The following is a 12979-nucleotide window of genomic DNA, read 5'->3' as shown; positions in this document are numbered from 1 at the left end:
TCAACGAACGTCCAGGTTGAAGGCGACGATAACGTTTCCTTCGCTGCCCACGTCCGCATTACGTGCCGGATCCAGCAGAAACAACTGATCAGCCGGCACACCGTGGGTCTGCTGAAGAACATTACGCAGGGTCACGCCTCTCGAGGACGCCAGATTGCTCAACGCCTCCGGAGCGAGTGAACGCTCACCGGCAAGATACGCCTCCCGGGCAGCTTGCCATTCCTCCTCGGACACATCCCTCTGACCACCCACTGTCAGGTCTTCCCGAAGCAGGGCAAGGCCATCGGCCTGAGGCTGAACATTACCCCGAATATTCAGCAGCAGGTCCGGGCGCTCCAGCATCGCGTCTGCCAGCGCCGCCAGCTTTTCAGCCTCGCCTTCGGCCAGTTGGATACTGCCGGGGATAAACCTCACCTTCCCGAGCTCCTCTCCGCTCAGGCCGGCGAGTTCGGCAATCGAGCCGAGCATACTGAACGGTGAGGCCGCTGCCTTGGCCAGAAGGTTCACGAACGCCCGCATCACAACTTTGCCGACGCTGAAGTCCGGGTCAGACAGGTCCCCGCTGATGGGCAAGTCGACTTCAATCACTCCCTTACTGTCCCGAAGCAGCGCGAGGCCGAGTTTTACCGGCGCATTAACGGCCTGATCACTGGCGATGGCCGAACCCAGCTCGAGACGATCCATAACCACCAGATTGGACGCATCGATCCTGGATCCGGCAATTTCATAATCAAGATTCAGGTTCAGCTTGCCACTGTCCACGCCATAACCCAGGTATCGACCAAAGTAAGGCGAAAGCGCAGGCAGGGACAATTCCTGCATATTCAGTTTCAGATCGCTGACATCCTCGGTACCAAGGGTGCCAATGGTGCCTTCAAAGTCCAGGTCCGCCACGCCGCCGACCCGGCCACGGATAGAGACCTTGCCCTGTTGGGGGGAAATGTTGCTGAGGCCTGTTACGCTGCCGTTCAGCTCATCAAACGAGGTGGTAAACGCCGGTTCCAACGTGCGGTCGGTATACGCCAGTTCGCCATTTTCCAGCATCAGCTGGCCAATACGGAAAATGAACCCCGGCTCGGAATCCTCCCCCTGCTGAGCATCTGCGGTCGCCTCCTGCTGACCACCGGCCGCTGGCGCTTTGGCGATCCGCTCGACGTTGTGGATATTGTCGGTATTGCGGACAACGTTGATGACAGGCTGGGCCAGGGTCACCGTTCCTATTTCCAGGCGTGCCGGATACACGTTGTATTCAATAGGTGCCAGGCGCAGGGTTTGCCAGGAAACCAGCGAACCGGAACTGTCGGGCAGCTTCAGATCCAGACCGGCCACTTCCGCGGTGCCGCTGAAGGTGCCCGTGAGAGGCTCCTGCTGCCCATCCAGATCAAGGTTGCCGTCAACGCCCAGCGTGCCGCTGGTAATGGCAAGATTGGCGCCTTCCTGAACGTAGGGCTCAAAGGCGGCGAGAGCGATGCCGTTTCCGGAGATGGCGGCTTCCAGGGTAAACGGTGCAGGTGTCACCTGGCCGTTTAGTGACAGTTGGCCGCCACTGGCCAGGCTTCCGGTTATCTCGTAAGACACCGGTTCTTCAAGTTGATGGCTCAGTTGGCCGATGGATGCGGAAAGCTGCTCTACGGCAATTTCAGTCGCTGTCGCCGGTTGACTATCCTGCCAGAGAATACGCCCACCGGAGAGCGCGACGCCCGCCACTGACCAGCGGAATGGCTGGCCGCCGGTGGACGCTTCGCCGCCGCCCTCCGTCTCACCGTTGTTGGTGGCCAGCGGCGCCAACCAGTCAATCTCTCCGTTTGCGCTCCTGGCCACGGCCACATCGAGCTTGTCCAGAGAGACCTGACCGATACGGATTTCGCGGCCATTCAAGTCGAACCCGACAGCATCCACAGAAACCTCAGCGTTGGTCAATCTCGCCTGCTCACTCTGTTCATCCAGCGCGACGGCGAAATTCTCGAGTTGCAGCTGACCGTTGGTCGTCTCCAGGAAAAAGCCGTCGCCGGCCTGGATTTCATAGTCGGAGCTCAGGGTGACGCTGCCACCACGCAGATCATAGGGAAAGAAAGGAGCCAGGAAATGAGCCAGGGTTTCATAGCCCACCGATGACACCTTGAGCGTGCCGTTCGAGTAGAACGGGGCGACGCTCAGATCACCCTGCCACTCGATGGTCTGACTGCCCAGCGCCGCCAGCAGGGAGTAATCGCTGTCCTGCCCCTCGCGACGCCAGGTGGCCAGATCACTCAGGGTAAGATCCATCGGGGTAATCCGGAACTCGGCCATGTCGGCCTGGGTAAAATCCCGGAACAACATTTCGCCGCCGTTGAGTTCAATTTTCCCGAAGTACAGCCGTGGTGGCGCCGCCGCGTCATCCGATTGCGACGCTTCAGGCGCTGGCTCTGCAGGTCCCGGGTTGGCCGCCTGCCAGTCTCTCGCAAAATTGACGCTGTAGTCCTCCAGCAGATCCACCCGAACATAGGGCTCATCCAGCTGGATGGCTTCAAACCCGGCAATACCCCGAACCAGCTGGAAAAAGTTCATGTCCAACATTAGCCGGTCAAAGGCAACCACCTGCTCACCCTGGGGATCTTTTGCCGACAGACCCAGCGCCTCGACTCGAAGGGTGAACGGGTTGGTTCGGATATCAGTGATTTCTGCCTGCCAGCCCATACGCTGGTCCAGCTGCTCGGGTACCAGACGCTCCAGCCACCAGGGAAGTAGCAGGAAACCGGCCAGGGCATAGATCATGAGAAGCACCAGGAATCCGATCAACAGATTCCTGGGCATATGACTGCGTTTACGGCTCTGGGCCACGGACATCTCCTTCTAAACGGCGGATTCCCGGGGCAATATTGCCCACCTGCCTGTTCACAAGGATAGTCGGCCCAGAGGCGGTTTGTCAGCTGTGACGGTTATGACCCGGCATCACTAACTCCGGGTCGGCGGCCATGTTCGCAAATTCGCCGATCTCATTGAGGTCTCTGGGTACCATGGCAGCCCGCACCAGCTTGCGGGTCGAATTGCCGGTTTTCGGATAGGCCGCCTGGCCGGCGCGCCAGGTAACCGGCATTGAAGGCGTGCCGATACGCTGATCAATCTGCCGCAACCGCTTGTACATGAAGGCATGCTGGCTATCTTCATGATCTGGCACCAGGGCAAAGAAGGCGCTGGCCGAGTATCGGGCGAGAAACACCTGGTCCGACATCTGATCACGCAATGCCTCGCTGATTTCCCTGACGACCGCGTTCAACGACTCATCACCCATTCCGGTGGCCAGTTCACGGAAGTTGGCAATGTCGAGGTAAATCAGGGCAAACGGGTTGCCGCGGTCGTTGTCCCGGGCAAGGATATCCAGCAGGCGTTGTTCCAGCGCTGACCGGTTGGGCAGGCCGGTAACGGCATCGGTAAAGGCAAGCTCTGCCACCCGTTTATCCTCTTCCGCCTTGAATTCCTCTAGTGCCCGCTGATGTTTTACATCCAGGACGGTCACAACCAGGGCCACGGCCAGCATCGCAATGCAGAAGACGGCCAGGGGTATTCCCATCCAGTTCCCCCGCAGGCCGTTGTCAGCTGCAGGCACGGCGCCCTCCGGAAAGGTCATCGCCATCATGCCCGTGTAATGCATTCCACAGATTGCAGCGGCCATCACCAGGGCGGCCACGAACTGGACCGCCAGGGTGCCGGATCCGTCCATGCCCTGCAGTTTCCGGCAGAGGGCAAGCGCAGCTCCCGAAGCCACAACGGCAATCGCGATCGAAATCAGCAAAAATACGGTGTTAAACGTCGGCGGCGCTGACATGCGCATGGCATACATACCCAGGTAATGCATCACTACGATACCGCTGGCCATGGACAGGGTCGCACTGACGAACAGAGGGACTCCCAATTGTTTGCGCCCGATGATGTGCAGAGCAACACCGGAAGCGAACACGGCTGCGAGCCAGGAAACCAACGTCATCATCACATCAAACGACATGGGAACACCCATCGGCATAGCCCGCATTCCGACAAAATGCATCGTCCAGACTCCGGTACCCATCAGCAAGGCGCCGGCCAGTAGCCATTTCCGACGTTCGCCAGACTCCGCATTAACGAGTCTGGCACCAAAAAACAGAGCCGCATAAGCTGCCAATACAGCAACCAGAAAGGAGGCGACAACCAGGGGCAGATCATATTCGGACATCATTTGTGCAAACCTTTGTTTTGTGTGTGCGCGCGGGCCAGCCAGGCAGTTTGCCCAAACCAGACCCGCATCAGCGTCGAAGTAGATACGGGCCAGCTGTGATACAGGTCTCACTTTATTGTTGGGTTTATGTAACCGTTTCAGACATAAGCAGCGCTGACAGTGAACCCTGAACCCGATATGCTTCTGGCTCGTATTTCTCCCGGGTCGTTTTACGCGCAGGCAAGAGGACAGGTTATGGACATCGGCGATATGCGTCGTGATTTCGAGAGCGAGGGGCTGGATCGCGATGCACTGGACAACAACCCAGTGCAGCAGTTCCAGAACTGGTTTGAGGATGCCCGGGAAGCAGGCATTCTGGAACCCAACGCCATGTCGCTGGCGACCACGGGGCAGGACGGCATGCCAGACCTCCGCACGGTATTGCTGAAGTACTTCGACGACCATGGCTTTGTGTTCTACACCAACTACGGCAGTCGCAAAGCGAAGGAGATGGAGGAAAATCCGCAGGCGGCGCTTTTGTTCCCCTGGATCGGACTGAACCGACAGGTAAGGATCCAGGGTGCCGTTGAGAAAGTCAGCAAGGCCGAATCCCTGCGCTACTTCGCATCGCGCCCCAGGGGCAGCCAGATCGGCGCCTGGGTTTCCGAACAGAGCAAGGCCATTACGTCCAGGGGCCTGCTCGAACAGAAGGTTGCCGAAATCAAGCGGAAATTCAGCGAGGGCGAAGTGCCTCTTCCCAGCTTCTGGGGCGGCTATCGCATCGTGCCGGAGCGTATCGAATTCTGGCAGGGCAGGCCCAGCCGGCTTCACGACCGTTTTGAATATGTGAGGAAAGGCGATGGCTGGCTCATCCAGCGACTTCAACCCTGAATCCCGGCCGTCGGTCTGGCTGTGTCACCAGACCGACGGGCCTGAAATTGCGCACCCGCATTGGCTGACTGACTACGAACGCCAGACAGCGAGCAAGTTCAGCGGTCCCCGGGAACGAGAATACCTTTCCAGCCGCTGGCTGATTCGTCAGGCCATCGGCAAGTCAGCGCAGGTGGCACCGGACCTCTGCTGCCCGGTATCCGGGCGCCCCAACGCGTCGGGCACGCCCGAGGGCTGGCGACTGTCCCTCAGCCACAGCCAGGGCCTGTCTGCCTGCGCCACTCTATCAGGCTCGCCCATTGGACTGGATCTTGAACCCTGCCAGCGCCATGCTCAATGGCAGAAAGTGGTAAAACGCTGGTTCTCCCCCGTCGAGCAGGAGTGGCTGTTCCGCGAAGACGACTCCAACACTTTCCTCAAGGTCTGGACCCTGAAGGAAGCATGGCTGAAAGCCACGGGCAGGGGCATTGCCGGCAACCTGCAAACGCTTGAGGTGCGGAAAAATTTCGAGATCTACGGCGACCAGCCCGAGCAGGACTGGCAGGCGGCCTGTTGCTATATTGAAGGCTATCTGTTGACCGTGGTGTACCGTGGAAGCCGACCCCTATGGCCGGAAATCACCCTACTTGAGCCGCCGCCACGGGACTTCGCCCTGGTGGATACCGAGCCGATGGAGGCCTACTGGGAGCCACTGTTCCAACGCACGATTCGTCGAAAAAGCCCGTAACCCGAACCAGACACAAATGACACAGGCTATTGTATGGAGAACGCTGAACGCTGCCCCTGGTGCGGGGATGACCCGCTTTACGTGCACTATCACGACACCGTCTGGGGCCGCCCGGAGTACGACGATCTCGCCCTTTTCGAAAAACTCTGCCTGGACGGCCAACAGGCCGGCCTGAGCTGGATCACCATCTTGCGAAAACAGCACAATTACCGAGCCGCTTACGATGACTTCAATCCGGAAAAGATCGTCCGTTACGATGAAGCGAAGGTCGAGGAACTGCTGTCAGACCCGGGCATCATCCGCAACCGGCTAAAGGTCAGGTCGATCATCAAGAATGCGCGGGGCTATCTGGATCTGCGGGAACAAGGTATCGGTTTCAGTGATTTCCTCTGGTCTTTTGTTGGCGATAAACCGATCCAGAACCATTGGCGCGCCTTCTCCGAAGTACCGACCACAACCGCAGAATCCGAGGCCATGTCGAAAGCTCTGAAGCGATCCGGTTTCACCTTTGTCGGCCCAACCATTGTGTACGCCTTCATGCAGGCGACCGGCATGGTGAACGATCATCTGGTTCAGTGCCCACAACACCGGGAATGCTATTTACTAAGCCAATGATCTCAATAGGCTGAGGGGTCGTAAGTTCTGGAGTGTTTGAAACCGCGGAGCTTTACTGTGCGAATCACTCTTGACCAACTCAGAAGCCTGCAGAGTCCGGTTATCGACCTGCTTGAGATCCTCTCGCTTGAGGGCCAGCACTACATGGCCCGCCTGAGTATGGACAATCAGACCCTGCTCCTCTCGGAAAAGAACGGAACCACCAGCCTTTTCCGGGGTGCCTGGCAGATCCAGGACACCCTGGCCTCGTTCGACATTCGGGAGACCCAGGTGGTCCACCCCTCCGCTTACCACGAAATGGTGGGAATGGAACCGACCGACGTTGAACCGATGCGAATCCGGGTGCAGAGGCAGAAAACGTGATTGCTGTAGCGAGACTTGCCATCCTTGTTGGCATCGCCGGATTGATCCCGTTTATCGGCCTCCTGGCGGGGCTGTTTTTCATGCCGCAATACAGTGTGGCGCTTCTCGGCTACTTCTATCTGTACAGCGCAGGCATTCTGGCGTTTATGGCTGGCGTTTATTGGCCCATTGCCATGCAGCTGGACAACTGCTGCTACCCGTTGTCGCCACTGATGACCATGTTACTCAGCCAGGTCTTTTTTGTGGCTGCGGGGGTAGGGCTACTGCTTCCTGTCAGTGGCCAGATTGTTTTGTATACGAGTGCCTATCTCGCCCTCTATCTGGTGGACGCCCGCTGGATGAAGGTCTATTGGCCAGCCTGGTATCTTCGTCTGAGACTGGTCCTCACCTCGGTGGTACTGGTCTGTCAGCTTACAGCGGCAGCCTGGTTTCTCCTGCTGCACACTGCTCACTGAATTCTGAAGGGGAATGCCGGAGCCTGACGTATGTCAGGCTCCAAACGCATCTTCGGGGGATTCGTAACGACTCTGCAGCTTTTTCAGGGCAGTTTTTTCGATCTGGCGCACCCGTTCTCTGCTGATGCCAAGATCGTCGGAAATCACCTGCAGCGTTTCCGGTTCCGGCAGTCCCAGACCATAACGACGCGACAGAATGTCTTTCTCACGATCATTCAGCTCGCTGAGCATCGACTTCAGGGTGCGCTGCCGGTCCCTGTCCGACATTGGATGATCCGGCGCCATCTGGTCGCCGGCGTCCAGGCTGTCTCCCAGGGTGACGGACCCGTCCTCAACAAGGGGAACATCGGTTGATATCTCCCGGGTCGCCAGCGCCCTTAACTCGCCGATCCTCGACGGGCTTGCCTCCATTTCGCGGGCAAGCTCCGATTGGGAAGGCGTCCGCCCAAGGCTCTGATGCATTCGCAGCGACACCTTGTGCAGCTGGCGAATTTCATCCACCACGTTTTCCGGTGTGTGCACCAGCCGCGTCCCACGCTGCAGGCAGCGTTTGACTTCCTCGCTTATCCACCAGTAGGCATAGGTCGAGAACCGGAAGCCCTTGGTGGGATCAAAACGCTCTACCGCCTTGATCAGACCGACGTTGGCGTCCTGGATCAAATCAGACATAGGGATACCGTGCTGCCCGTAACGGCGGGCAATATGCACCGCCAGCCGCAGATTGCTCTGTATCAGCTTGCGACGACAAGCCGTCGCCAGATGAAAGGCCCGGCGACATCGAGATGAAAACGCACAGGCGTCTCCGAGGCTACCAATCACTTCCCGGAACGTCTGCGGAGTCTCCTCCGGCAGGGCCAGTTCGGTACTGATAATTCGGTAGCACAGTGTCAGTTTGCGGGAGAGGCGGCGTTCGGCCTCATCTGTCAGCAGTTCATACCGGGACGCATCCCTGAAGTACAGCCCGACCAGGGAATCCCTTTCACCATCGTTGGGCGTTGTCGGAGACGGTCCCAGCCTTTCGGTCGTTCGCATGGCTTAGGTACCGGTCAGAATTTACACCAAAGAATACGACGTGCTGTAGCTGATGGATTTACCGGGGCAGGGTCAGTAAAAACCCACAGGCGACACGGACGGTCGGCTGTGGGTATCGTGCGGGGAGGTTACAGAAACTCAGGCTGCGACGATCGCATACTCATGGTTGTGAGGCTCGATCAGAACGCCATGCAGAGCAACGATGGCTTTCTCATAGTCGTCCTCATCCACCACAAACTGGATGTCCACCTGACGCATGCACTGGTGCAGCGCAAGAATACTGATTTCCTCATCGGCCAGCGCCTTCACGGAACGGGCCAGAATACCCGGAACCTTCATATCGCTGCCGATGGCCGAAACAACCGCCACCTTCCGGGTGTTGATTTCGGCATTGGGGAACTCTTCCTTCAGCGCCTTGACCACCCGCTTGACGTGTTTCAGCGTGCTGCCCACATAATGGGTAATGGTGTTGGCGTTTGTGTCCTTGGACATGAAACGAACCTTGAAACGGCTCAATACATCCAGAATACGGCGATCGGAGCCCGGCTCGCCCTGCATGTCCTGATCGAACACTTCCACGGCAAAAACGCCTTTGGCGCCCGCGATGATCTCCACCTGAGGCTTCTCACTGACGTAATCGCCGGTGATCAGCGTACCGGTGTGCTCCGGCTCAAAGGTGTTCATCACACGCAGCGGAATCTCGTTCTGGCGCATGCCTTTACCGGCACGGGGATGGATCGCTTCCATGCCCAGATTGGCCAGCTGGTCGGCCACGTCATAGTTGGTCCGGCCCAGTGGCACCACCTTGTCTGCGCCAACAATGTTGGGGTCGGCAGAGCTCAGGTGGTATTCCTTGTGGATAATCGCCTCTCGGGCCTCGGTGATTACCGCTACCCGGCTGAAGGTCATCTCGCTGTAACCCCGGTCGAAGGTACGCATCAGACCTTCCTTGCACTGGGCATAACCGGTCACGATCGGCAGCTCACGGGTGAGGTCCACCGCATCGAAAGCCTGCTTGAGCTTTTCGTCCAGCGGCAGCAACTCGTTATCGCGCCAGCCGGTCAAATCCACAAAGCGGGCATTGATGCCTTCCTGCTGGAGCTTCAGGGCGGTATTGAAGGCACTGTGGGCCTCACCAATACCCGCCAGCATTTCACGCACCGTCAGCAGATGCTCTTCCAGCTGGAACTGGCCATAGGAGCACAGGCGCTGCAGATCGATGAGGCAGCCCCGAACACCTTCAATCCGGTCGGTGATGAACTGATCCGCCTGCTGCTTCAGCATCGGGTCTTCGAACAGCTCGCCGTTGATGTCGGTCAGGAACTTGACCAGCTTGGTGAGATCGTCACCCCAGGCCCAGTCAGACTCTGCATCCGCAAACAGGGCATAGACGCCTGGCTCACCGGTCTTCTTGTGTTCCAGCAGTTCATTGGTCACGCCGCCATAGGCAGAGACCACGAAAATGCGCTGGTACAGATTGTCCTTCTTGCGATTACCGATAATGATGTTGTCACGAACGGCCTCGTAGTTACTCATCGAGGTGCCGCCGATTTTCTCAACGGTATGTAGTTGGCTGGTCATAATCTTGCCTTTGCTATCCTGCAGCATGAATGTCCGGAGGTGCAGGCGTCTTACGACGCCTCGCTGAGCCCTTCCTGCATGATTTCGTCCACACTTTTTGCCAGCAGAGCAGCCCCTTTCTTGAGGTCTTCCTCGCTGGTTGTAAGCGGCATCAGGCACTTGATGACTTCATCATTCGGACCACTGGTCTCGATGATCAGGCCGTGCTCGAAGGCACGTTTGGTGATCGGGCCTGTGATGTCTGCGTGTTTTGCTTCAATACCACGCATCAAACCGCGCCCCTTCATTTTGAACTGACCGGGGTACTTGTCGCAAATCGACTGAAGGGCATCGCCCAGCACCTCGGTCTTGGCCTTCACCTCATTGGCAAAGGCATCGTCTTTCCAGTAGTTCTCGACAGCAGCGCGGGCAGTGATAAACGCCATGTTGTTGCCACGGAAGGTACCGTTGTGCTCGCCCGGATCCCACACGTCCAGCTCCGGCTTGAACAGTACCAGGGCCATCGGCAGGCCATAGCCGCTGAGGGACTTGGAAACCGTTACGATGTCCGGCTTGATACCGGCAAATTCAAAGCTGAAGAACTCGCCGGTGCGGCCATTGCCCGCCTGGATATCATCCAGGATCAGCAGAATATCGTGCTTCTTGCACAGCTCCGACAGACCTTTCAGCCATTCCGCGCGACAGGCGTTCAGACCGCCTTCGCCCTGAACCGCTTCGACGATTACCGCCGCTGGCAGTTCAAAACCGGAGGAACCATCGCTCAGCAGTTTATCCATGATCGCCAGGGTATCGACATCGTCGCCCAGGTAGCCGTCATAGAACATGAAGTCGACATTGCCCAGGGGCGTGCCAACACCGCCGCGGTGATGCTTGTTACCCGTAGTGGCAACCGCGCCCATGGTCACGCCGTGGAAACCGTTGGTAAAGGAAATAATGCCGCTGCGGCCTTTCACCTTACGGGCCAGCTTCAGGGCCGCTTCCACACAGTTGGTGCCGGTGGGACCGGTGAACTGCATTTTGTAGTCCAGACCACGGGGATCCAGGATGTGCTTCTTGTAGGATTCCATGAAGTCGTGCTTGGCCGTGGTAAACATATCAAGGCCCTGGCTCACGCCGTCTGCCTCGATGTACTCAAGCAAAGCCTTCTTCAGGGTGTCGTTGTTGTGGCCGTAGTTCAGGGACCCGGCGCCGGCGAGAAAATCCAGGTATTCCTTGCCATCTTCAGTGTACAGGTGCGCGTTCTTGGCACGGTTGAAGATAACCGGAAACGCACGGCTGTATACACGTACTTCGGATTCAGTCGACTTGAAAATTTCCATCGTCTTGCCTCTTAGCATGTCAGGTTCGAGGTAGATGCGCGGTGGCTTATCAAAAACTGCTGATGGGGTAGCGATAGGCCTACCGTGCGTTGATTAAAGCCCTGTGACAGACCTACCTCAGTGGTCCGCCGGCTAATTCAAATCACAGCTTTACAGTCGTTCACAGCGCCGCAATCTTGTTGCAGGGCTGATCCAGGACCGCGGCCCTCAGGCTGGCTTCGTGAAAGGCCCTATGCGCAGCAAGAATTCGGAATCGTGCTTGCCACCAAAGTGGGTCTCTTTCTCGAAATGCTCGTGGTAGGTGAGCTCGGCTCCCATATCACGGGCGAATGAACGGAACAGCGCCCATGAGGCCTCGTTGTCCTCGGTGATGGTTGTCTCCATATGGGTGACGTTTTTGCACGCATCACGGCCAACGATTTCTTTCAGCATCCGCTTGGCCAGGCCCTGTCCACGACCTTTCTCATGCACGGCCACCTGCCAGACAAACACGGTTTCGGGCTGTTGGGGAGGGATGTATCCGGAGATAAAGCCGACCAGATCGCCGTCCTTCTCCGCGGCCACGCCGGTTTCGGCAAAGTGGCTGCACTGCAACAGGTTGCAGTAAATCGAGTTGGGGTCCAGCGGCGGGCACTCTGCCACCAGCTGGTGGAGCCTGAAGCCATCATCTTTCACCGGTGTGCGAAGCGTGATGGCGGTGGTATTCGATCCTTCTGATGTCATAACGAGATCAATTCGTGGCAAAAAGTTAGTGTTGAATTATATAGACCACAAAATATATTTCAAGTACAGCTCAAACCCGCCTACGGCAAGGCTCCAGCTCGCTCTTTCAGAATAGACCGGATTGAAGCATTCGCCAGTGACAAAATGGTTAAATTAGTGAAGGAAAAATCACATCATCGGCACTCAGTGAGGTGCCTTTCAGAATTCGGTTCCGATAGGACACAGCGGCAGGCGAGCCGACCGGCCACAACCGGTCAAACTCCGGCAACCAGGCCTCAAGTGCATAGGATACAGGCAGCAGAGACACATGCAGCCCATGCCGCTCAATTCCGGCAACCGGCTCAATGACGGGGCTGGACAGACCAATCCGGGTGATCAGCCCACGCGGGTCTGATTGCAGATTCCCCATGCCTGCGGAGCCATTGTTCACTACCACCCGACTCTGCTCACCCACCAACCCCGACCAGAGCACCGGCAGGCACGTGTGGGTTGAGGCAATGACATCGGCCCCCGACGCCAGGAACCATTGCGAGAGCTTGCCATCGTTACCATCGACAAAAGCTTCGTGAGCCAACCCCCATCCGGCCAGGGACTCCAGATCCCCGTGCACCACCAAAACCTTTAGGCCTCCAAAGATCAGGCATCGATACCGCGGCAGCAAGGACAAGCGACGCTGGATATCCGGATGTTCCCCGGCAATCCCTTGAAGCCGCTCCATGATAAGGTTCGACCGCTCCACCACGCCCTGATCGACAAAATCCGGGTAGGCGCAACCGCACCCTGCACCGGCACTGGGATTGGCCAGCTCGAAATCCACGTTCCCCAGACTGACCGTGTGATCCAACACCCGGTTGTTGATGGTTCGGAACAGGCTATCGCTGGCGTTGAACCAGTTGAAGTCACCATTGAACACCAGCTTCACCCGATGCCCCTGCCGCTCCTCCGCCAGCGCCATCTGCTCAATTTCATCAAGGGCCCAGGGATTGCCATACAGCCCGCCGATAATATAGAGCACATCCTCGGAGACCGTGCGAGGCTCCTGACACAGATCCTCGGCAGAATAGCGGTACGCCAACGGACAGCTGCGGCCTTCGCTCATCGG

The 12979-nt window shown here is 57.8% G+C and carries 12 protein-coding genes; 5 read left to right on the top strand and 7 right to left on the bottom strand.

The genetic code is table 11. The features are described from left to right. Together HP15_RS19100 and HP15_RS19095 are read right to left on the bottom strand one after the other, a co-directional pair. A complete protein-coding gene (locus HP15_RS19100; RefSeq protein WP_014578984.1) occupies nt 1-2826 on the bottom strand; it encodes a DUF748 domain-containing protein in 2826 nt (941 codons plus the stop codon). A 79-nt stretch (nt 2827-2905) separates the two neighbouring features. Further along, entirely contained in the window at nt 2906-4192 is a 1287-nt protein-coding gene (locus HP15_RS19095; protein ID WP_014578983.1) for an MHYT domain-containing protein, read from the bottom strand. A gap of 234 nt (nt 4193-4426) precedes the next feature. On the opposite strand from HP15_RS19095, the gene pdxH reads away from it, so the two are divergent. From pdxH to HP15_RS19070, 5 genes are read left to right on the top strand one after another with little or no spacing between them, the layout of a single operon-like run. Next, a complete protein-coding gene (gene pdxH / locus HP15_RS19090) occupies nt 4427-5062 on the top strand; it encodes a pyridoxamine 5'-phosphate oxidase (RefSeq protein ID WP_008176900.1) in 636 nt (211 codons plus the stop codon). After that, nucleotides 5031-5789, top strand: coding sequence for a 4'-phosphopantetheinyl transferase family protein (locus tag HP15_RS19085; RefSeq protein WP_041645900.1), 759 nt, complete (start codon nt 5031-5033; stop codon nt 5787-5789). Before pdxH ends, HP15_RS19085 begins: the two co-directional genes overlap by 32 nt. A gap of 33 nt (nt 5790-5822) precedes the next feature. Next, nucleotides 5823-6404, top strand: a complete 582-nt coding sequence (locus HP15_RS19080) for a DNA-3-methyladenine glycosylase I (protein WP_014578980.1) — start codon at nt 5823-5825, stop codon at nt 6402-6404. A gap of 57 nt (nt 6405-6461) precedes the next feature. After that, a complete protein-coding gene (locus HP15_RS19075; protein WP_014578979.1) occupies nt 6462-6767 on the top strand; it encodes a DUF6482 family protein in 306 nt (101 codons plus the stop codon). After that, nucleotides 6764-7222, top strand: a complete 459-nt coding sequence (locus HP15_RS19070) for a DUF3429 domain-containing protein (protein WP_014578978.1) — start codon at nt 6764-6766, stop codon at nt 7220-7222. The genes HP15_RS19075 and HP15_RS19070 overlap by 4 nt, the downstream gene beginning before the upstream one ends. A gap of 33 nt (nt 7223-7255) precedes the next feature. Here HP15_RS19070 and HP15_RS19065 read toward each other — a convergent pair whose 3' ends face one another. From HP15_RS19065 to HP15_RS19045, 5 genes are all read right to left on the bottom strand, one after another. Then, nucleotides 7256-8254 (bottom strand): sigma-70 family RNA polymerase sigma factor, encoded by a 999-nt coding sequence (locus HP15_RS19065; RefSeq protein ID WP_008176892.1) that lies wholly within the window; start codon nt 8252-8254, stop codon nt 7256-7258. A gap of 138 nt (nt 8255-8392) precedes the next feature. Then, on the bottom strand, nt 8393-9835 hold the full coding sequence (locus tag HP15_RS19060) for an aspartate kinase (protein WP_039882177.1): 1443 nt from the start codon (nt 9833-9835) through the stop codon (nt 8393-8395). Nucleotides 9836-9885: 50 nt separating this feature from the next. Continuing rightward, entirely contained in the window at nt 9886-11154 is a 1269-nt protein-coding gene (gene ectB / locus HP15_RS19055; RefSeq protein WP_014578977.1) for a diaminobutyrate--2-oxoglutarate transaminase, read from the bottom strand. A 207-nt stretch (nt 11155-11361) separates the two neighbouring features. Continuing rightward, a complete protein-coding gene (ectA, locus tag HP15_RS19050; RefSeq protein WP_014578976.1) occupies nt 11362-11877 on the bottom strand; it encodes a diaminobutyrate acetyltransferase in 516 nt (171 codons plus the stop codon). 148 nt (nt 11878-12025) lie between these two features. After that, nucleotides 12026-12976: a metallophosphoesterase family protein gene (locus HP15_RS19045; RefSeq protein ID WP_014578975.1), complete on the bottom strand. Its 951-nt coding sequence runs from the start codon at nt 12974-12976 to the stop codon at nt 12026-12028. Nucleotides 12977-12979 lie beyond the last annotated feature (3 nt).

The sequence above is a fragment of the Marinobacter adhaerens HP15 genome (assembly GCF_000166295.1).
In the GTDB taxonomy this organism is placed as follows: domain Bacteria; phylum Pseudomonadota; class Gammaproteobacteria; order Pseudomonadales; family Oleiphilaceae; genus Marinobacter; species Marinobacter adhaerens.
The sequence above is the reverse complement of the archived record's forward strand: the minus strand, read 5'-3'. Positions and strand labels throughout refer to the sequence as shown.